The organism is Streptomyces lothianensis, from assembly GCF_047779955.1.
Classification (GTDB): Bacteria; Actinomycetota; Actinomycetes; order Streptomycetales; family Streptomycetaceae; genus Streptomyces.
Window position 1 is genome coordinate 231,132 of the sequence record NZ_JBLMKT010000027.1, and the last position, 20,873, is coordinate 252,004.

14 protein-coding genes and 1 riboswitch are annotated in these 20,873 nt (G+C 73.1%); of the genes, 4 read left to right on the forward strand and 10 right to left on the reverse strand.

What is annotated here, in order from left to right; all coding sequences use genetic code 11:
- The first annotated feature begins 65 nt into the window (after positions 1-65).
- Positions 66-1,229 (forward strand): NAD(P)-binding domain-containing protein, encoded by a 1,164-nt coding sequence (locus ACLF6P_RS07935; RefSeq protein WP_415949128.1) that lies wholly within the window; start codon positions 66-68, stop codon positions 1,227-1,229.
- 94 nt (positions 1,230-1,323) lie between these two features.
- On the opposite strand, the gene ACLF6P_RS07940 is transcribed toward ACLF6P_RS07935, so the two are convergent.
- The 3 genes from ACLF6P_RS07940 to ACLF6P_RS07950 all read right to left on the reverse strand — a co-directional run bounded on the left by ACLF6P_RS07940 (position 1,324) and on the right by ACLF6P_RS07950 (position 3,660).
- Complete coding sequence (locus tag ACLF6P_RS07940) at positions 1,324-2,100, reverse strand: cytochrome c biogenesis CcdA family protein (protein WP_415949129.1); 777 nt, start codon at positions 2,098-2,100, stop codon at positions 1,324-1,326.
- 214 nt (positions 2,101-2,314) lie between these two features.
- Positions 2,315-3,286, reverse strand: a complete 972-nt coding sequence (locus tag ACLF6P_RS07945) for a M56 family metallopeptidase (RefSeq protein WP_415949130.1) — start codon at positions 3,284-3,286, stop codon at positions 2,315-2,317.
- Positions 3,283-3,660 (reverse strand): BlaI/MecI/CopY family transcriptional regulator, encoded by a 378-nt coding sequence (locus ACLF6P_RS07950; RefSeq protein ID WP_415949131.1) that lies wholly within the window; start codon positions 3,658-3,660, stop codon positions 3,283-3,285. The genes ACLF6P_RS07945 and ACLF6P_RS07950 overlap by 4 nt, the downstream gene beginning before the upstream one ends.
- Before the next feature lie 202 nt (positions 3,661-3,862).
- Here ACLF6P_RS07950 and ACLF6P_RS07955 point away from each other — a divergent pair, with 202 nt between their 5' ends.
- Both ACLF6P_RS07955 and ACLF6P_RS07960 read left to right on the forward strand, forming a co-directional pair.
- On the forward strand, positions 3,863-5,137 hold the full coding sequence (locus ACLF6P_RS07955) for a VWA domain-containing protein (RefSeq protein WP_415949132.1): 1,275 nt from the start codon (positions 3,863-3,865) through the stop codon (positions 5,135-5,137).
- On the forward strand, positions 5,137-5,949 hold the full coding sequence (locus ACLF6P_RS07960) for a hypothetical protein (RefSeq protein ID WP_415949133.1): 813 nt from the start codon (positions 5,137-5,139) through the stop codon (positions 5,947-5,949). Before ACLF6P_RS07955 ends, ACLF6P_RS07960 begins: the two co-directional genes overlap by 1 nt.
- Here ACLF6P_RS07960 and ACLF6P_RS07965 read toward each other — a convergent pair.
- From ACLF6P_RS07965 to ACLF6P_RS07975, 3 genes are all read right to left on the reverse strand, one after another.
- Entirely contained in the window at positions 5,895-6,260 is a 366-nt protein-coding gene (locus ACLF6P_RS07965; RefSeq protein ID WP_415949134.1) for a hypothetical protein, read from the reverse strand. The two genes, ACLF6P_RS07960 and ACLF6P_RS07965, sit on opposite strands and share 55 nt — an antisense overlap.
- A gap of 99 nt (positions 6,261-6,359) precedes the next feature.
- A complete protein-coding gene (locus tag ACLF6P_RS07970) occupies positions 6,360-6,791 on the reverse strand; it encodes a (2Fe-2S) ferredoxin domain-containing protein (protein ID WP_415949135.1) in 432 nt (143 codons plus the stop codon).
- A gap of 41 nt (positions 6,792-6,832) precedes the next feature.
- Positions 6,833-7,021, reverse strand: a riboswitch (cobalamin riboswitch).
- Positions 7,022-7,174: 153 nt separating this feature from the next.
- On the reverse strand, positions 7,175-9,037 hold the full coding sequence (locus ACLF6P_RS07975) for a TIR domain-containing protein (protein WP_415949136.1): 1,863 nt from the start codon (positions 9,035-9,037) through the stop codon (positions 7,175-7,177).
- A 38-nt stretch (positions 9,038-9,075) separates the two neighbouring features.
- On the opposite strand from ACLF6P_RS07975, the gene ACLF6P_RS07980 reads away from it, so the two are divergent.
- Positions 9,076-9,786, forward strand: coding sequence for a hypothetical protein (locus ACLF6P_RS07980; RefSeq protein ID WP_415949137.1), 711 nt, complete (start codon positions 9,076-9,078; stop codon positions 9,784-9,786).
- Positions 9,787-9,800: 14 nt separating this feature from the next.
- Here ACLF6P_RS07980 and pspAB read toward each other — a convergent pair whose 3' ends face one another.
- The 4 genes from pspAB to ACLF6P_RS08000 all read right to left on the reverse strand — a co-directional run bounded on the left by pspAB (position 9,801) and on the right by ACLF6P_RS08000 (position 20,770).
- Positions 9,801-10,385: a PspA-associated protein PspAB gene (pspAB, locus tag ACLF6P_RS07985; RefSeq protein ID WP_415949138.1), complete on the reverse strand. Its 585-nt coding sequence runs from the start codon at positions 10,383-10,385 to the stop codon at positions 9,801-9,803.
- Between the two features lie 95 nt (positions 10,386-10,480).
- Complete coding sequence (gene htpX, locus ACLF6P_RS07990; protein ID WP_415949139.1) at positions 10,481-11,395, reverse strand: zinc metalloprotease HtpX; 915 nt, start codon at positions 11,393-11,395, stop codon at positions 10,481-10,483.
- Positions 11,396-11,549: 154 nt separating this feature from the next.
- Positions 11,550-13,847: a UvrD-helicase domain-containing protein gene (locus ACLF6P_RS07995; RefSeq protein WP_415949140.1), complete on the reverse strand. Its 2,298-nt coding sequence runs from the start codon at positions 13,845-13,847 to the stop codon at positions 11,550-11,552.
- Positions 13,844-20,770, reverse strand: coding sequence for a DEAD/DEAH box helicase (locus ACLF6P_RS08000; protein ID WP_415949141.1), 6,927 nt, complete (start codon positions 20,768-20,770; stop codon positions 13,844-13,846). The genes ACLF6P_RS07995 and ACLF6P_RS08000 overlap by 4 nt, the downstream gene beginning before the upstream one ends.
- Positions 20,771-20,873 lie beyond the last annotated feature (103 nt).

Consider the following 20,873-nt stretch of genomic DNA (forward strand, 5'->3'; position numbering starts at 1 on the left):
CACCCCGCACCCCGGCACCCGACGTCCCGCACCCCGCACCCCGCACCCACACAAGGGAGTTCACGATGCACCAGCCGGCACACGTCGCGATCCTCGGCGCGGGCCCGGTCGGCCTGGACGCGGCGCTCGCCTGCGCCGAACGAGGGCGGCCGTTCACCGTGTACGAAGCGGGGAACTCCGCCGCCGCTCACGTACGGGCGTGGGGGCACGTGCGGCTGTTCACGCCCTGGGACCTCGACGTCTCCCCTCGGATGCGCAGGCATCTGCCCGACGCACCCGACGGCACCGAGTGCCCCACCGGAGCCGAACTCGCCCACCGCCTCCTGCAGCCGCTGGCCGAACTCCCCGCCCTGGCCGGGAGGGTCCGCTACGGAACCCGGGTCGCCGCCGTCGCCCGCGCGGGCCTGCTCAAGCACGAGCACATCGGCACCGACGCCCGGGCCCGCGCCCCCTTCACCCTGCTCCTCGACACAGCGGACGGCGAGGAGAGCGCGGAGGCGGACCTGGTCCTGGACTGCACGGGCACCTACGCCCACCCCAACACCCTCGGCGACGGCGGCATCCCCGCGCCCGGCGAACGCGCCCTCGGCCACCGCATCACGCGCACCTTGCCGCCCCTCGACGACCCGGCACGCTGGGCGGGCACCGTGCTGCTGGTCGGCGCGGGCAAGTCCGCCCAGACGGCGGCCCGCGGTCTCGCCGCCCTGCCCGGCACCCGGCTGGAGTGGGTTGTACGCGCCCCGGAACCCGACTGGGGTGCCGTCCCCGACGACACCCTCCCCGGCCGCAGGCAACTGGCCGAGGACTCCGAGTCCCTGCGCCGCCTCGGCTCCGAAGGGCGGGTCACGGTCCGCACGGGGACCCGCGTGCGGTCCCTCCGCCCGGAAGGCGAGCGGATCGCAGTCCGCCTCGGCACACCCGACGGACCCCACGAGATCCGTTGCGACCACATCATCGCCCTGACCGGCTACACCGGCGACCACACGCTGTACCGCCAGCTCCAGGTCCACGAGTGCTACGCGACCGGGGCGCCGATGAACCTCTCGGCGGCGCTGCTCGCCTCCTCGGGCGGCGACTGCCTCGCCCAGCCGGCCACCGGCATCGAGCTGCTCCGCACCCCGGAACCGAACTTCTACATCCTCGGCAGCAAGTCCTACGGCCGCCTCAACACCTTCCTGCTGCGCACCGGCTTCCAGCAGGTGGACGAGGTGGCGGCGGCCGTGTGCTGACAGGCCGGTGGCGAGGGGCCGCGGTCGCGGTCACCGTTGCGGTCGCGGTTGCGGCCAGGTCACCGTTGCGGTCGCGGCCAGGTCGCGGCCACGGTCACAACGGCAGCTCGTACCCGCCGACCCAGGTCTGCATCTCGTAGATCAGCAGGCTCCACAGCCCGGAGACCTGGGCGAGCCCGACGGCGACGAGCAGGGCGCCGCCGAGCCGCAGCACCGTGCGCGTGTGGCGGCGGGCGAAGGCGAAGGCCTTGAGGGACTTGCCGAGGGCGAAGGTGAAGAGCAGGAAGGGTGCGCCGACGCCGACGGCGTACAGGAAGGCGAGGAAGGCGCCGCGGCCCGCCGAGCCGGTGGTCATCGACAGCGAGAGCACGGCGGCCAGCGTGGGTCCGATGCAGGGCGTCCAGCCGACGCCGAACATCACACCGAGCACCGGCGCACCGGCCAGACCGGCGCGCGGCGTGAAGCGCGGCTTGAAGGTGCGCGAGAGCAGCGGAACCCGTTCCAGGACGCCCATGAACATCAGCCCGAGCACGATGGTGAGCACCCCGAGCACCCGGATGACCGTCTCCTGGTGAGCAAGGAGCACGGTGCTGAGCGAGCCGAAGAGCGCGCCGTAGGCGGTGAAGACGGCGGCGAAGCCGAGGATGAACAGCGCGGTGCCGAGCAGGGCCCGCGAGCGGCCCTTGTCGCCGGGCGTGTTCTGCGCCTCGTGGGCGTCGGCGGCGGTCATGCCCGTCGTGTACGAGAGGTAGCCCGGGACCAGGGGCAGACAGCAGGGCGAGGCGACGGTGATCACCCCTGCGGCCACGGCGATCGGGGCGGCCAGGAGCAGCGAGCCGGAACCGACCACCTGGCTGATGTCGACGGACACGGGCGAGGGCCTTTCGGGCGTACGGTCCCGGGGACGGCGGCACCGTGCGGACGCAACGCGCTCCACCGACCCGGGGTGGGTCGACAGGCACTCTAACTCCTATGCAACTTAGGCCCTAAGGTGGATAGGAGTTACGGCGTGACACCGCCGATCGGCGTGAGAAAGACCCTGGGACCGGCGCACGGTCAGGGCTGCCGACTGGTGGGTCCCGCGGTCACGGCCAAGCGGTGACGGGCGCGTCCGGCAGCGGGCAGGTGGTCATACCGGCCGCCGCGACCGCGGGCTGGGCCACCAGCACGAACGGCAGCGCGAGCAGCGCCCCCGACGCCAGCACCCCACCCCAGGCGACCGCGCGCCGCAGCGGCCGCTGCGGGGCGAGCAGCCGGCGCACGCGGACCGCGACCTGCCCGCCGGACGCCGCCAGCGAGGCCGTGGGGGTGCCCGCCCCGGCGAGCTCCACCAGCGCCCCGGCCAGGGTCAGGGTGTCCGTGCGGGCCGTGGCCGCGTCGTCGGCGGCGAGTTCCACGAGACGCCGGGTCTCCTCCGCGGCCCTGCGGAACAGGGGCAGCCCGGGGAAGGCCGCCTCCAGCGCCTCCGCGTGGGCCAGGACCAGGTGGTGGCGCTGGCGGATGTGGGCGCGTTCGTGCGCGATCACCGCCTGCAGTTCGCGCGGCCGCAACGCGGCAAGCGCCGCCGAGGTGAGCACGATCCGGTGACCGTGACCGGGCAGGCAGTACGCGGCGGGCCGGTCGTCGTCGAGGACGGTGACCCCGAGATCGGGCCGGTCGCGGCCCACCATCCCCAGCATCGCGGCATGCCGCCCGCGCTCCCGGCGGGCCCGCCACAGCGCGCCCGCGAGACACCAGCCGGCCCGGCCCACGACCGCCGTCGCGAGCGCCGCGCCGAAGGCCGCGGCGGCCGCGCCGCCCGGGACCGCGTACTGGTACTGCAGCGCCGTGACGCACGCGTGCAGCATCTCGGCGAGGTTGCCGCTCACCGGCACGGTCGGCACCGCGAGGGCGAGCCCGGCCAGTACGACGGACACGACGACCGTGGCGGACAGCGCCTGCCAGGCCCAGATACCCAGCCGCGGCGCCCGCGCCGTCCAGCCCGCCCGCGCCAGCAGCACCGGTCCGAGCACCCCGAGCACCGCCGCGTAGCCGAGCAGCAGCACCGCTGCCCTCACGGCCGCTCGCCCTCCGCGCGACGCGCGGCAAGCGCGGCCCGCAGTTCGGCGACTTCCCCGTCGTCGAGCTCGTCGAAGAGGCGTACGAGGGTGGCGGTGCGGTCCGCGCCGGTCGCCCAGACCTGGTCGATCAGCGAGGCCGCGTACTCCTCCCGGCTCTTGGTGGCCCGGTAGCGGAAGGCCCGCCCGTCCTTGGCACGGGAGAGCCAGCCCTTGCGGCGCAGGATGTCCATCACCGTCTGCACGGTGTTGTACGCGAGGTCCTGCGACCGCTCCCGGTTCAGCTCCTCGAGCACTTCGCGTACCGTCCGGGGCTCACCCGCGGCCCACACCACGTCCATGATCGCCTGCTCGAGCTCACCGAAGCCCCTCATCCGGGCCGCCTCCTCCTACGAAAACCCAAGCGGCATCGTACGTGCAGCCCGGCCACCCGGGGCGAACCCGCAATCCGCCGCTCCCACTCCGAGCCTCCGGCCCGCTTGCGCGGCACGCCGGGCGCTGCGCCAAACCACCCCCGAGCGTCTGTTTTTGACGGCCCGTTTGGAGTACAGCGCCGGTGATCCATAGGATCCGCCGATGATCACAAGAAAACGGCTCGCGGTAGGCGCCGGTGCGCTGCTCGCCGCGTTGACAGCCGGGCTCGCCCTCCCGGCCGGGGCGGTGGCCGGTGAACCCACCGGCGAGGACACCCCGAAGGTGAATCTCCTGCTCGACGTCAGCGGCTCGATGCGGGAGCGGGACATCGACGGCGGCTCCCGGATGGCCGCGGCGAAGCAGGCGTTCAACGAAGTGCTCGACGCGACACCCGAGGGGGTGGAACTGGGCATCCGCACCCTCGGCGCCGACTACCCGGGCGACGACCGCAAACAGGGCTGCAAGGACACCGCCCAGCTCTACCCGGTCGGCCCGCTGGACCGCACCGAGGCCAAGACGGCGGTGGCAACCCTGGTGCCCACCGGCTGGACGCCCATCGGCCCGGCCCTCCTGAAGGCGGCCGACGACCTCGACGGCGGCACCGGTTCCAAGCGGATCGTGCTGATCAGCGACGGCGAGGACACCTGCGCCCCGCTCGACCCGTGCGAGGTCGCCCGCGAGATCGCCGCCAAGGGCATCGGCCTGACCATCGACACCCTCGGCCTGGTGCCCAACGCGAAGATGCGGCAGCAGCTCAGCTGTATCGCCGAGGCGACCGGCGGCACATACGCCTCCGTCGAGCACGCCGACGAACTGACCGACCGCGTCAACCAGTTGGTCGACCGGGCCGCCGACCCGGTGGTGACGCCCGTGGCCACCGATGGCGCGGGCAGCTGCGCGAAGGCCCCGACCCTGGAGTCCGGCCTGTACACCGACCGTGCGGAGTTCGGACAGCAGCGCTGGTACCGCGTGGACGTCCTGCCGGGCCAGGAACTGCGGGCCTCGGTGAGCGTCGCCGCCGACCGCTCCGTGGACCCCACCTACGGGGCCCTGCTGCGGGCGGTGACGGTGCACGGCCGGGAGATCGTGCGCGGTGAGGCGGCGGACCACGGCCGTACGGACGTGATCTCCACCGGCCTGCGGTACCCGAAGGCCGAACAGGAGGACGGCGACGGCGACAAGCCGGCCGCCGAGACCGTCTGCCTCCAGGTCACCCACTCCTTCTCGGCGGCCTCGGGCGTGAAGACCACGCCCGGCCTGCCCCTCGAACTGACCGTCGATGTCGTCGACGGCACCGACCGCCCCGCCGACGTGGCCTCCTTCGGCCTCGGGCGCGGCTGGTGGCTGCTCGGCGTACTCGTCCTGGCCGGTTTCCTCACCGGTGTCATCTGGGGCTGGCTCTCGCGCTGGCGGGTCGCGGTCTGGAGGACCAACTGATGCGTATCACTCGCGCGCTGAGCGCCGCCCTGCTGCTGACCCTCGGGCTCGCCGCCGCCCCCGCGGCGGCCGATTCGCCCTCCCCCTCCGCCGGTTCGTCGTCGGAGTCCGATGCGCCGACCTCGGCGGGCACCTCGTTCCGTACGGCCACCGAGATCGAGCAGGGGCAGACCGCCACCGCCAACGCCTCGGCCGGTGACTACCTGTACTGGTCGTTCGCCGCGGACACCGGGCAGCGCCCCACCGTGAAGGCCACGGTGAAACTGCCCGCGACGCACGCCGCCGAGACCTGGCGGATCGACGTGTACGACGGCCTGCGCCGCCGCCAGGCCTGCCAGTACGGCGCCCAGACCCGCACCGCAGCGGCGGGTGCACCTGCCGCGGAGCTGACCTGCGTCCTGCGCACGGTCCGCGGCTGGGCTCAGCCGTGGGCCAACGACCCGCTGCCGGGCACGTACTACGTCCGGCTCACGGCCGTCGGCCTGCCGACGGGCGACCGGGGCCTGCCCGTCGACGCCGAGATCCGGGTCGACTCCAAGGACATCGGCGGCTCGGCGGCGGTGGACGGCTCACTGGCCGAACCCCTGGTGCCGGGCATCGCCGCGGGCGGCGAGGGCGAGGACGGGGACGGCGAGGAGTCCCCCGCGGTGCTCTTCGGCCTCGAACCAGACGACGGCTGGTCATCAGGCTGGTGGTCCGACCGCTGGGTGTGGACCGCGGCGGGCGGCCTGCTCGCCGCACTGGCGGGCGTCGCCGGTTACGCGCTGACGCGCGGCCCGGGGCGCCCGGGACGGGTGCCGCCGCAGGCCTGAACAGGCGCGGCAGCCCCGCCCGAACCCACACGTGGCCCCGCCCACGCCGGAGGGACACCGTCGCCCGGCCGCGACGGCGTCCCTCCGGCGTGGCCAAGCTGGGCGATGGAGACGTCGACGCGCGGCTCCCGGGTGCGGTGGCGGACCGCCACCGCTGCGGCGAGGTCGGTGAAGCCCGCCGCGTAGGAGCGGGCGACGGGATGCCAGCCGTCGTCCGATCCGCCGACCCGCAGCACGAAGGACCCGCCGAGGGCGGCCACATCCTGCAGGGCGGCGGCAACGGACGCGGCCGAGGCACGGGCTTGGTACACGCTTCCAGTCCTCTCTCCGGTCTCCCGTCTCCGGCCTCCCGTCTCCGGTCTCCGGTCTCCGGTCTCCGGTCTCCGGTCCCCGGCTCACGGTCCGTACGGTCAGGGGGCCGGGCGCCGTTGCCGCGGCGGGGTGAAGGCGTACAGGTCGAGAATCTCCGGCCGGGGCGCGACACCCGGTCCACCGGCGCGTGCCCAGGCAACAATGTCCTCGGTCGCTTCGGGGTCGTTGACCAGCCCCAGCCAGACGGGGCGTGCTCCGGCCGCCCGGCCCTCGGCGGAGGGCTGTACGACGATGACGTTGGCCTGGTCGCAGACGTCAAGGCAGTCGGAGACGCGCACCGGCACCGCGGCGCGCAGCCGCGCGGTCTGGGCGGCGTGGTCGACTCCGGTCACCTTGGGGCTGCCGCAGCAGCAGTCGCGGCATATGACGACGCGGCAGGGTACCGGGCCGCTGGGGCACGGCACCGGGCCGTCGGCGGCCCCTCCGGTCCTCGTGTCGTCGGTTGTCCGTCCGGCAGGCGTTGCGGGCATGCGGCGCCGTCCCTCTCTCCGGGGAGATCCGCCCCGGTGTCCGTGGAGGAGGCGACCGCGTGAGTCTCCTGGCTTACGGGTCGATGCCCGTCCCGGCCTTCCCACCCGCTGCCGGGCAGTGGCCTGTCGGGACGCGCTCGCCGATCACAGTGGCGGGACCGCGCCGGAATCCCACCGGCTTCCTCGTTCCGCCGTCGCCCTGTCAGGGGCCATCATCCCATCCCCGAACGGCCCGGCCCGGTACGCCCTTTCGCCGCGCATCCGCGCAGGGGCGCCCCGCAGGTGACATTCCTGCCGGATGAGCCGCGCACGCCCGGTTGGCGGGCCCGGACGGCAGCAGTCGGGCCGGTTCGCTCCGTCGATTCCCCGCCCGGGCGCGGGGCTCAGCCCGCGGCCGGCAGCCCGAACTCGCCGCCCGAGATGGCGGCGAGCTCGCTCGTGAGGTCCTGGAGGGGGCGCTGCAGCTCGTCGAGGGCGGATCGCAAGGCGGGCGCCTGGTCCCAGGCACGTTCATGGTCGACGGGGCCGGTCGACGGTGCGCGTCGCGCTTCCCAGGCGAGAAGGCGCGGGTGCCACTCGCTGAGGAACGGCCTCAGGATCTCGTTCAGCAGCCGGTCGGCGAGCGCCGGCACCGAGCCTGGCGCGGGGAGACGGAGGCCGATGCTGTAGCGCTGCAGGGTGCCGCGGGTGAAGGGGAAGAGGCTGTGCAAGGAGCTCAGCGCCTCGCGCAGACTGCCGCTCCCGACGGGCAGTTGCTGTACGCCGACCCGGCTGACCAGCTCGATCTGCAGGTCGAAGGCGGCCATCCGCTCCGCTTCGCTCACGGTCATGGGCGCGACCTCCCTGCGGGCTCCCGGGACCGGGACAACTCCCGGCACGACCAGGGTAGTGCCGGCGTCACCCAGGCTGGAGAGGACCGCACGCCGTAGCCTCTCCGCGCGGGCCGGGTCCGTCTCGTGATGGCGCCACGCGTGATCGGTGACGCAGTGCAGCCGGTAGCCGTCCGGGGTGGGCCGAAGCAGGCCGCGGGCGCTCAGCTCGGCCAGGCCGGCCGCGGCGCGACGCCGTGCCACGGCCGGCTGCAGCCGGTCGGCGACGATGAACACGGCAGCCACGTCGGCCTCGGTGACCGGCAGCGGGTAGCGCGCACTCGCGCAGCGCAGAACATCGCGGATCTCCGCCGGGGCGGGCGGTGCTTCGCGGACATGGTCGGCGGTGATCGCGCCGCCGGCCAGCTCGTCGAGGAGCGAGCGGCCCGGTTCGTACAGCCTCGCCAGGAGCAGGGAGGGATCCTGCCCGGTGCGAACGGCGCGTCCGAGCAGGTCGAGCGCCCCGGGGTGCCCGTCGACACTCCGGGCCAGTTCGGCATCCCCGACGAGCACGGCCGCGGCTTCGGCCTCCAGAGGTTCGAGGTCGAGGTGCTCGCCGAGTCCTTCGTACGAGCGGCTGCGGGTGATGAGCAGGGTGCGCACGGCCGGATGCGGGGCGATGAGGCCGGCGACGGTGCGGGGCAGGAGTGCGCACGGCACGTCGTCCACGACGTAGAGGCAGGGGCCGAGGCCGCCGTCCGGCGGACGCGGCGCGTCGGCCCCGGCCCAGTACACACCGCCCGGGAACGCGGCACCGAAGCGCTGCGCGTACTCCTGGGCGAGCCGGGTCTTGCCGATGCCCGGCATGCCGCGCAGCTGAACGGCGAGGGCGGTCGCACGGCCGGTGACCAGGGGTGCGTCCTGGGCATGCAGAGCACTGTGCAGCCGCCAGAGTTCGGGCAGCCGCCCGGCGAACTCCCCCGCAGGCAGCGGCATGGCGCCATGGACCCGGGGTGGCGCATCTTCCAGGGGCATCGGATCGGGCACGTGCCGCAGATGCGCGATGACCTCGGAGGCGAGCTCTTCCGGGCGGCCATGGCGGGTGTCGCGGAGTTCGACCGGGTGGATGTGGCCGGTGGCCGCCTCGGGGTTCACCACCAGGACGCGCCGGCGCGGGTCGCCCTCGCCGAGGCCGGCGAGGAAGGCGGCAGTCAACTCCCACTGGCAGGCGGGACGTTGCGGATAGCTGGTGGAGTAGTACGCGAGCAGGACACGTGAGGCGGCGAGTGCACGCCGGATCGTGTCACTGATGCCGGCGAAACCCGCGACAGCGGACTCGTCGGTGAACACCTTGAGGCCCGCGTCGGTGAGCGCCTCGTGCAGCGATCGCACCCGCTCGGCGTCTCTGCGGCTGTAACTGAGGAAGACGTCCCACACGGTGCCCTACCCTACTGTGGGGATCCGGGGAGGCGATCATGGCGCAGTCCGGCGAGGCGCCGCGGCGCGGGCGCGGCGCGCCGTCGCAGGTGACGGCGAAGCTGACGATTCCGTTCGTCGGCGAGGTGACAGGCCTGTGGGAACCGGCGGACGCCGAGCGAACCGCCGCCTGGCAGCTGTACTTCCAACTGGCCACCCGGGTGACCGTGGTCCCGCTGGAGAGAGACGAGGGACTGCTGCGCGAGGCCCTGACCTCGCTCCACTCCCTCTACGACATCACCCGGGGCATCCTGCACGAGCACGGTCCTGCGGTGGCGCCGCCGGTCGGGCCCGGCCGACTCACCTTCGGTGTCCTGGCGATGGTCACCCTGAACAAGGTGCTGCGCCCGCTGCTGACGGTGTGGCACCCCAAACTGACGGCGTACGAGGCGGTGCGCCCGGCAGATCAGGATCCCGTCTCCTACGAGCGGGCGTGGCCGGAAGCCGACGAGCTGCGCCGCCAGTTGAGCGCGACGCGCGAGGCGCTGCACTCGCTGGCGCGCACCCTGCAACAAGTCGCCGGGGTAGGTGACCTGATCGACCTTCCGGTGCCTCGTCCGCCGCAACTTCCGCCGCCGCTCCCGCCGCAACCTCCGCCGCACCTACCGCCGCACCTTCCGCCCCAGCTGCGGCCGGACTCTGACAATGAGCGCTCTGACGGCACCCCCCCCCCGCTGAATAGGGGCAGTCTGCTCGTCCTGGCGGCTTGAGCAGCCACCGTCCCTCACAGGCCAGGGGCTCCCCACAGCGGGAACCAGCGGCCCAGGTCCTGTTCGATCCGCAGTTCTCCGTCGACCGCGGCCTTGACCTGGAGTTCCAGCGGGTTGTCACGCTTACGGCCGGGCTGCGGCGCGAAGGGGTAGAAGGTGCCGCGCTTGTAGAGGTACACCAGCGCGAGCCGGCGCTGCTCGGCGTCCCGGAAGGCGACAAGGGAGCAGAGCAGCTGCGGGCCGAAGCCGCTGTCCTGCAGGGCGGCGTTCACCGCGTGCAGATCGCCCACAAGGGCGGGCAGGCCGTCGGTGCCCGGGGCGCGGTGGGAGAGCAGCCAGGAGTAGCCGTAGTCGTCCCGGCTGAACTCCACGGGCAGCCCACGCCGCTCGGAGTCCGCGTCGAGGAGGGCCCTGACCTCCTCCTGCACCTGGGTGAACGCGCCTCCCTCGATGGACGCGAAGCACACCGAGCCCGCCCCGGTCGGGGTGAAGCCGACGGAGGCCTGCAGGGTGATCGCCGCCGACGGCAGACCGAAGAGCTGATTCAGATCGGGCCCGACCGGCTTGGACCGGCCGAACACGGTGTCCCAGAAACCCACGGCCCCAGCCCCTCTCTCCCTCTTCCTCTCTCTCCCTCTTCCTCTCTCTCCCTCTTCCTGTCTCCCTCTCCTCTCCCCCGTCTCCACGGTGCTTCTCAGGACGCCTCGCCGCCCGGTGCGCCCAGTTCGGCGGAGATCTCCGCGAGCGCTTCCAGGCGACGCTCAAGACTGGGGTGGGTGGAGAACAGGCCGGCCAGGGCCGTGCCGGGCTTCAGGGCCGGGGTGAAGAAGAACGCGTTGAAGGCCTGGGCCGTCCGCAGATCCTCCGAGGGGATCCGGGCGATGTCCCCACTGACCTTCGTCAGCGCCGAGGCCAGCGCGGACGGCCTGCCGGTCAGCATCACGGCCGCACGGTCGGCGGCCAGCTCGCGGTAGCGCGACAGCGCCCGGATGAGCAGGAAGCTGATTGCGTACACGAGCGCGGAGACCCCCATGACGACCATCATCACCACCGCCGTGTTCTGGTCACGGCCGCGGCCTCCGAACAGCTGCGAGTAGAAGGCGAAGCGGACGATGAGCCCCGCGATCACACCGAGGAACGAGGCGATGGTGATCACCGCGACATCCCGGTGGGCGACGTGCGACAGCTCGTGGGCGAGGACACCCTCCAGTTCCTCGGTCTCCAGACGGCGCAGCAGCCCGGTGGTCACGCAGACGACGGCGTGGTCCGCGTCGCGGCCGGTCGCGAAGGCGTTCGGCAGGTCCAGGCCGGAGACGGCCACCCGCGGCTTCGGCATGTCGGCGGCGGCGCACAGCCGGTCGATCACACCGTGCAACTGCGGCTGTTCCTCGGGCGTGACGAAGCGGCCACGCATCGCGAACAGGGCGATCCGGTCCGAGTACCAGAACTGCGCGGCCAGCAGCGCACCGGCGACGACGACCACGAGGAGTACGGACTTCAACAGCACGACGAGCGCGGCGACGAACGCCACGTACAGCAGCCCGAGCAGGAACATCGTGACCAGCATGCGGGCGGTCAGCTGCCGGTCGGTTTCGAACCGGCTACGCATCGTCCTCACCCCCTGGTCAGGGCCCTGCGAACGGCAGCTCACGCGGCTGCGGTGACTCCGTATGGCGCCGCTCTCGTCCTTCCATTGTCCGACCTGCCCCCGAATGGCAGCGACCCGAGGCCCGAGGTCTCCCCCCACTCGATGGCTGTCGTTCTCACCTCGGTGGGAGCAAGGGTGCGAGGAAGCGGCTGGGCTCGCCGTGCCAGGTGATGGCGAGCGCGTCACGGGCCCGGGTCGCCGCGACGAAGAGCAGTGAGCGCGCCCGGTGCAGTTCGCGCCGGTGGCGGCTCGGGTCCGTGTGCTGCCATGCGTCGACGGAGGCCCGGGGGACGAGCCCCTCGGCCGCTCCGGCGATGATCAGGCAGCGGTATTCCAGTCCCTTGAAGCGGTACATGGTGCCGATGTGGACGCCCTGGTCTCCGCGCGGTCCGTCCTGGGTGATCTCCGAGGGCGCGATGCCGCTGCGGGCGAGGCGGTCGGCGAGCTGGGTGACCATGTCGTTGGTCGGAACGCAGATCGCCGTGGCCTCCCGGGGCACGTCGTGCCAGGCCAGCAACTGCTCGACGACGAGGTCCATCTCCTCGTCCCAGCTCCGTGCGCCGCGCAGCGACGGCTGCGTGCCGTGGAGGACCGAGCGGTAGCCGGCGAGCGTGTCGGTGTCGCCGTCGAGGTCGTCGTAGTCGGCGTCACCGAGGACCCGGATGGCGTCGCGGAGGATCTCCCGGGTGGTGCGGTAGCTGAGGGTCAGCCGGGAGGACCTGCCGCGGATGTGGACTCCGAGGCTGCCGAGGGTGACCTGGTTGTCGTAGATCCGCTGGTGGGTGTCGCCGACGAGGAAGATGTCGTCGGGCTCGGAGGGCACCATCGCGCGCAGCATCTTCCAGTGGGCGGCGCTGAGGTCCTGCGCTTCGTCGACCACGATGTGCCGGTACCGGTAGCGCAGCCAGGCGCCGGAGCCGGCCTCGACGTGGAGGTTGTGCAGGCCGCCCCGCTCGTCGCGTTCCTCCGCGCGGCGGTCGATTCTGGCCTTGCGGGCCATCTCCAGCCGTGCGGCCCGCTCGGCGACCTGGCGGTGGGTCTCCAGGCCCTTCGTCTCAAGCCGCTGGGTGAAGCGCTCGGCCAGCTGCCAGATGCCGGCGCGTTCGGCGCGGGTGACGCTGCGGCCCCGCCCCGCTCGGCGAGCGGTGAAGTAGTCGCTGCGCGAGGTCACGGCCTGGCCGAGGATGACCTGGTTCCACTCGTCGCTGAGGAACTCGGCGTTCCAGCGCTTCTCCCCGGTCTCCACAAGGAGTTCCCGCCACTCGCGCAGAGCAGTGGTGTCGTCGATCCGCCGCTTCGCGTTGCCCGGGTCGGCTTCGCTGACGATGCGGGTGGCGAGCTGGTCCACATGGGCGATGTCGACGCGGGCCAGGACGTCGGGCCCGCCGAGGGAGAGCAGTCGGGCCCTCAGATCGGCGGCGAGGTTCCGGTTGAACGTGGTGAGGAGTACGGGCTTGGTGTGGCCGGGCGGGAGTTGGCTCACCAGGTGGCAGACGCGGTGGAGAGCCACGATGGTCTTGCCCGTTCCCGGCCCGCCGCCGACCCGGGCGGGGCCCGAGTAGCGCCGGTTGACCAGACGTTCCTGGGTGGGGTGGAGGAAGATCTTCCAGCGGCCGAAGTCGCCCTCCTCCAGGATGCTCTGCAGTGACTCGTCGTCGGTGATCACCACGGTCTGGGAGCGGTCGACGGCCGCCTGCCAGTCGTCCGCGTCGGGACCGCGTTCCGGCTCGGCCACCGCGACGGGCGCGGTCACCTGTTCCATGACCTCGTCGTAGGGGACGCCGTCGCGCAGCCGGAGGAGGACCTCCCCGGTGTGGCGGGGCGCGTACTCGGCGAGGCCGAGCAGTTCGTCGTCCGTGGTGAGTTTCCGGACGATCGGGATCAGCGGCTCGGTGACACCGAGGTCGGCGAGCTGCTTGTCGGTGTAGGCGCCGAAGAGCGGCTCTTCCGGCGGCGGCCCCGCCGGTTCCGGAGCGGGGGCCGGCACCGAAGCGGGTGCGGGAGAGGGAGCGGGACCGGTGCGCGGTGTGAGGCCGCGGCGCAGCACGCTCTCCTCGACAACCTGGAGGTCGACGTACTCGATGGCGCCGGTGATGTGGTTGATGCCGTAGTTGAACCGGTCCAGGTTCTTGTGGACGTGGCCGCGGTGCTTGACCGAGACGAGCAGCCAGTCGTCACCGCCGAGGCGGATCATCAGCGCCCGCCATTCCCGGTTGACGCGCGCCGACCAGAGGCGGTCGTGACCTTCCAGCGGCTTCAGGTCGAATCCGCCGGCGTCGGGATTGCGGCGGAAGTCGTGCTGGAACTTGTAGAACGCCCCGAGGACCGCGCGGTCCAGCTTGACGATCTCCTTGTCCGCCTTGTCGAGCAGGCGCAGGGTCACGCCCGTCCGTGGCGTGCTGGTGACCGTCATCGCTCGTTCTCCCCGTGGTCGTTCGTGTGTCCGTCCGCGTGGCCGCGGACCAGCGTGGCGAGTTCGTCGGCGTTCCATTCCGGCGCGGTACGGATCTGCCAGCCCGCCTCGCGGTAGGCCGCGTCCCGTTGTTCGGCGTCGATGTCCCGGTTGCTCCCGGGGTCCGGGCGGTGGGCGAGGACGACGCCCACGCGCCGGTCGGGCCAGGCGAGTTCGGCGGGCCAGGCGGCCGCCCCCAGCTCGTAACCGGCCTCGGGCGCGGGAACACCCAGGTCGGCGAGCGCGCGGGCGAGTGTGTCGAGCCCCGGATCGTCGACGAGGAATTCGACGACCTCGTCCCAGGCGGGATCACGGACTGGCGCGGGGGGGCCGGCGGGCGCAGTGGCCGCGCCGGACACGCCCGGCGCGGCGGACACGCCCGGCGTGCCGGACACGCCCGGCGCAGCGGACACACCTGGCGCGGACGACACACCGGGCGCGGCGGCTGCCGGCTCCTGCCCCTCCGCCGACGGCTCGGGTGCGTCCGGTGCGGTCCCCTGCGCGCGCCGCTGGGAGCTGAGCCATCCGGCTCCCCCGGTGACCGCCAGTTCGTCCGGGTCGAATCCCGGCAGCATGCCGGTGGTGAGCTGAACCCCGTCGCCCTCCCCCGCGTCGAGGAACTGGAGCAGGTTGCTCCAGTAGAGCCACGCCTGCCAGCGCCTGCGATGGGCTGACTCGTCGGCCGCCACCGTGTCGGGGCTGTCGTCGAGGACGGTCAGAGCGGTCCAGGCCGCCCCGCTCTGCCCCTTGCGCAGGTCGAGCGCGATGGTGAGCGGGCAGCCGGAGGCGTCCCGGGTCGCCATGACCTGGACGGCGCCCTGTCCCTTGGCCAGGCGTCGACCGTGCAGCGCCTCACTGATCCGGCGCCCGGTCTCCGCGCCGTCGGCCAGGGCCCTGCTGGTCGCCGACACCGCGGCGAAGCCCGCGAGGGCGCTCTGCGCGCGGCGGCGCCAGGCGTCCGGTTGCGGGTCGGTGAGGTATCCGATCAGTGTGTCGACGGGATTGGCCCATACGAGTCGGGTGAGGTCGCGGGTGTCACCGGCGTGCATGCGCCGGTGGACGTCCATGGCGGTCTTCTGCGCGGTGTTCGGGTACGGCTTCCACACGGGGTCGGGCTGCGGCCCGGAGCGCCCCGTCCAGGTCTGTACGTCGTCCCAGGTGAGCTGGAAGACCTGCCAGCCCTCGGCGCGCAGCCGGGTGCGCTTGGTCGCGTCGGCCTCGGCGGTGAGGTGACCGGGGCTCGCGTGGTAGCGGTAGCCGTCGAGGTAGACGGCCACCCTGCGGTCGTCGTCGGTGCTGCGGAAGACCACGTCGGGCCGGGTGAAGCCGAGCGGAGTCTGGGTCTCCATCTGCCAGCCGCGTACGGTCCCGTCGGATGCGGTGAAGCGCAGGGTGGTGTCCCTGGTGCCGTCGGCGGTGAGCGCGGTACGGACGCTGACGTCGTCCACACGGTCGGCCCATTCGAGCAGCCCGCGCCGGAAGAGTGCCTCCAGTTCGCTCTCCACCTGGTGTACGAGGGTGATGTCCCGGGTGGTGGCCACCGGTTCGACGCTCCAGCGGTCCGACGTACGGCCGAACAGCTCGCCGAGCATGTCGAGGGCGTGCTCGCGGCTGACGAGCTCGTACTCGCCGTCGGTGACGTGCCTGAGCAGGCAACGGTGGCAGGCGGGGCGGCCCTGGCCCACGCACACGCAGGTCTCGATCACCTGCCGTGCGTCGTCGAGGACGCCCCGCAGGCCGTCGCGGCCGGCCAGTCGGTGCAGGTATCCGGTGCCGCCCGGCAGCGTGTCGTACAGGACGAGGAAGTGGCGGCGCAGTGGGCTCTCGCCGCCCTCTTCGGGCATGGAGTCGGTGACGACCGCGAGGTGGTCGGGGTCGCCGCCGTAGCTGCGGGCGATTCCGGCGAGGAGCAGTGCCTTGAAGGAGGCGAGCCGTTCCTTGGTGTGCGCGGTGACGGCGGGGATGAGGACGCGCAGGGCGTCGGTGCGCAGCTCGTGGGCGAGCAGCACCCGCTCTCCGCGTCGTGCGGCTTCGGCTCCGCCGCGCCGCCGTGGGCACCAGGGCCGGTGGTATCGGGCGTGGGCCTTGGTGTCGGTGGCGTCGTGTGCGGCGGGGCCGCCGTCCGGGTCGGCGAAGCCGCAGGACTCGCAGACCCAGAACGGGTTGAGGCGGACCTCCTGTCCGGCGAAGGGTGTGTCGGCGCCTCCGTCCACCCGGGTGGCTCCGGTGTTGATGTGCCGGATCTGCGCCTGGCGGGTGAACTCCCAGCCGAAGGTGGCGTGTTCGTGCTTCCACGCCTGTTCGACGTCGTGCGCGTCGATGTCCACGGCCGGGACGACGGTGTAGTGCCGTCGTTCGCGCTCGTCGCTGTCGTCGCGTACGCGGACGTCGTCGCGTTCGTCGCGGGAGGTGACGCGGCGCGGTACGAGGACCTTGTGCAGGCAGCCGATGTCTCCGATGGCCGCGGACCGGCAGCGGGGACAGCGGGAGGCGTCCTGTTCGGCGCGGTGGGTGCGGACGTGGCCGCAGTCGGGGCAGACGCGCCACCAGAGCCAGGTCGGGCGTCCGGGGCTGCCGATGTCGAGGCCGGTGACGTGGTGCTTGTACCCCTGGACGTAGTAGTGGTTGCCGGGGGCGAACTCGGAGAGGGCGAGGCGGGCGGGACGGCTGTGGCGCAGGGTCTTGCTGTGGTGCGTGCGGGACTCGCCGTCGGCGGACTTCTCCGTCCAGGTGAGCGTCGCCTCCAGCTCGGTGTTCGTGTCGATGAGGCTGTAGTTCGGCAACAGACCGAGGTCGACGAGGGCTCCGTGGGCGGTGGTGCGGCTGATCTCCTTGGAGACGCGGCCCACGGCACGGCGTTCGGCCCGCAGTTCGCGTCCTTGCCGTTCGTGCTCGGGATCGCCGGCGACGAGCAGTCCGTGGGCCCGGTCGATGGCCTCGGTCCGGCGCTGGAGTTCGGCGCGCCGGTCCTCCCAGCGTCGGCGCGCCGTGTCGAGGGCGGCGCCGAGACCGTCCTCGCCGGTGTCGGTCGCGTAGGTGACGAGGGCCGCGCGGGCCTGGGGGCTGACACCGGTGCCGCGCGTCTCGTCGTAGGGCGGGAACAGGTCCAGGAAGGCGTGCACGAGCCGTTCGCCGGCGGCCAGCGCCGCTTCGGTGAACTCGGCCTGCCAGGCCGAGTCGCCGAAGAGGTCGGTGGCTCGTTCGGGCAGGGGCCGCAGGGGCGTTCCCTCGGGCGTCTCCAGCCGTCCGGTGCCCGCGAGGTCGAGGAGGTGGGCCAGGTACTGGCGGCGCAGGATCTCGGCGGCGGACAGGTAGCAGCCGGGCGGCAGCACCTCCCCGGCGATCATGAGCCGCGGCTCTTCGAGGTAGTAGCGGTCGCGTGGGCCGCGGTCGACCATGGTGAGCAGGTAGGCGTTGCCGGTGGAGCGCCCCGCGCGGCCGACGCGCTGGATGTAGTTGGCCGGTCCCTTCGGCAGGGAGGCGAGGACGACGGCCGACAGGTCGCCGATGTCGATGCCGAGTTCGAGGGTGGGAGTGCAGGACAGTACCTGCGGATTGGCGTAGTGGACGCGGGTGCCCTCGCGGAACGCCTTCTCCACCGCCTCCCGCTTGGCGCGGCTGAGGGTGCCGGTGTGCTCGGCGGTGTTGATGGTGAAGACGTCGGCTTCGCGGTACATGCGGCGGTAGAAGTCGTCCGTGAAGTCCCGTTGCCGCAGTCCGCTGTCGAGGTCGCGGCCGGTGCCGAGGGTGCCGCCGCACCGGTAGCGGGGGCAGGGCTGCCCGTGCCACTGGCCGGCCAGGTCGGGGTGGATGGTCTGCTCCCAGAAGCACCGGGGGCAGTGCGCGGTGGCGTCGGGCAGGGTGTCGTCGGCGAGGGCGCGGACCTGGATGTGGCCGGGCTGGAGTCCGTAGACGCGGGTGGCGCCGTCGAGGGCGGTGCGTACGGAGACGACGCCCGTGTCGGCGAGCGCGGGCAGCAGCCGGGTCAGGAAGACGCCGGCCGCGTCGGGGCGCAGTCCGAGCGAGCGCACGGCCCAGTCCTGGTACCAGCCGAGCCGGCCGGTGAGGACGTCGAAGTCCTCGCTGCCCTGTTTGGGGGTGCCGAGCAGGAAGGCGGGGGCGGAGACCCCGCGCGGGAAGGCCGGCATGCCGGTCTCGCGTCCGCCCCAGATCGCCCAGCGGCGCACCCCTGCCTGGTCGAGCCAGGGGTCCAGCCAGGCGTGCCGGACGGCGCCCCGGATCCGCAGCCGATCGAGCAGGCCCCGGACGAAGCCGGTGCACCGGTCGGGTCCGGGCGCCGATCCGTCGGGCAGCGCGATCTCGCCGGGCGTGGTGAGCAGGAGCTCGTGGACGAGGTCCGCCACGGCGTCGGGGTCTTCGAGGGGCACGTCGGCCGCGATGGTGCGGGTGAGTTCCAGGGTGCGGCCCTGCCGGGAGCGCAGGCCGAACTCCATGACGGTGGCGAACGCGAGGCGCTGCGCGATCAGTTCCCAGGTGGCGCGGGAGCCGCGGCTGCGTCCGGAGAGCAGCGTGTCCACCCCCCGGACGAGGTGGAGGTCCGGCGGGATGACGGCGGCCTGGACCGCCTTGCTGTCGACGACGTCCGCGATGAGGTCGGCGGCGAGGTCGTTCAGGCTGACCGGCTCGTCCTCGCTGATCCGTCCGGCGAGCAGGTTGCGCAGGGAGAAGGTGTACGAGCGGCTGGCGACGTATCCGGCGCGGTGGGCGGCGTCCTGGACGGAGTCGTTGAACAGGAGGGTCTTGTCCTCCCCCAGGTTCTGGTCCAGTTCGCCGCCGGTGAAGAGTTGGGTGATCGCGGCGGCGGCGAGCGCGGCGAGCCCGGTGCCGAGGTAGCGGATGGAGTTGAAGGTGCGGCACGCCGGGCACTGGTCGCGTTCGGCCGCCCGGTCGCCGTCGAGGTCGGCGTGGACGAAGGCGGCGTTGTGCAGGGGTACGGGCCGGCGTGCGCCCTCGCCGTCGGCGGGTGGCAGGAAGTCGGTTTCGGGCGACAGCGGCCGGAGCTGTCCGCCCATGCCTTCCAGGACCATGACGGCGGGCCCGCCGCGGCGGCGGTCCGCTCCCGCGGCGAAGGCGGCCTCGTGGACCTCCCGGGGGGTGGCGGCGATCATGTTGCGCACCCGGCGCTTGTCGCGGCCGACGGAGGCCCGGCGGATCTTCGTGGCGTTCAGGTCGAGGTGGGCGGGGTCGACCTCCGGGGAGTACGCGGCCCAGCCGGAGCGTCCGCATTCGCGGCAGAAGACGGCGGGCAGGAAGACCTGGGCGGGCGGTGGCGCGCTGTCGTCGGCCGGAACGGCGGCGGGCTCGGCGCCGACGCGCGGTGCGGCGCCGACGCGCGGCTCGGCGGGCTCCTCCCCGTCGTACGGCGACGGCCGGGCGTCGGTCGTACGGGCCGCGCGGGCCAGCGCGCCACCGGAGGTCACCCGCTCGTCGTCCCAGCGGAACTCGGCGCGTGCGGCGCTGATGCCGCGCAGCACCCGGGAGACCGAGCGCACCCAGTGGTGGATCTCGATGGACAGCAGGGGCCGTCCGGGATGCTCGGGGTCGCGGGCGTACGACAGGAGGGCGAGGTAGCGGGCCAGCGCCCGGGCGGCGAGGCCGGGCCGCTGCTGTACGGCCATGCCCCAGTGGTAGGCGTATCGGGGCAGTACTTCGGTGATCTCGGCGAGGGTCTTGGGGGTGCCGTCGAGGATCTCCAGGACGGCGGCGGTGAGCCGGTGGCGCCGCAGGACGGCCCCGAGTTCCTCGGGGGTCGGTCCGCTCAGGCCGGTGAAGGCGGCGACGAGCTCGTCCATGGCGCCCGGGTCGCGGGTGGGGTCCCCGAGGGCGTCGACCTCCTGGGGTGAGGGGAACTCCAGGGAGAAGTCGCTCTCCCCGGTGAAGTCCCTGGCGGACCGCCGGTCCTCGCCGACGACCGCGTCGGGCGGGAATGGTACGCCGAAGACCTGTTCGGCGACCTCCAGCATGCCGGGCCGCCCGGCCTCGCCCCGTCTGGCGGCCGCCGATCCGCTGTCGTCGGGGCCGCTCTCGCCGAGGGTGGCGGAGGTGGCGACCGGGCACACCGGTCCCAGGGGGCGACCGGGTTCGGCGAGGCCGGTGACCGATCCGAGGCGGCGCAGCAGCATGGCGACGTCGGTGCCCTGGGCTCCGTCGTAGGTGTGGAACTCGTCGAGGACGACGTACGCGAGCGGGGAGTCCTGCCACAGCGGCTGGTCCTCGGGCCGCTGGAGGAGCAGGTCGAGCATCTTGTAGTTGGTGATCAGGATGTCCGGCCGGGTGCGGCGGATCTCGTCACGGTCGACGGCGATCGCGGGGTTGGCCTGCTTGAACTCCTGGGACGGCTTGTCGCCGATGTAGAGGGCGGCCCTCACGCCCGCGTCGTGCAGCCGGGTGTCCTTGCGGTCGGCCAGGCGCTCGCCGATCCGCTGGGCCTGGTCGGTGGCGAGGGCGTTCATCGGGTAGAGCAGGATCGCCTTGACGCCGTCGCGGCCGGCCTCGCGCTCGCGCAGGCAGTGGTCGAGGACCGGCACCAGGAACGACTCGGTCTTGCCCGATCCGGTTCCGGTGGTGACGAGGGTGGGCTCCGCCGGTCCGTGCAGGGTGGACAGCCGCTCCCAGGCGCGCTCCTGGTGCCGGTACGGGGTCAGGTCCGGGTGCCAGGCCAGGTGCCGCTTCCAGCCGTCCCCCTCGGCGGTCCTGAACGGCGTGCGGACCCGGAGGTAGGGGCCGCGGAAGATGCCGTCCTCGGCGTCCCCGAGGAAGCCCTCGAGGGCGCGACGGGTGGACTCGTCGGCCAGCGCGTACGTCGTCGCGAGGTACTGGCTCAGGCTGGCCCGTACCTGGTCGGCGGCGAGGGTGGGACGCACGCGCGGGTCCTCCTTGGGGCGGGTGGTGCGGATGGTGGCGGCGTTGGTGCCGGTGCGGCCGGTACGCGGCCGGTCACCGCCTTACGTTAGCCGGGACGGCCGT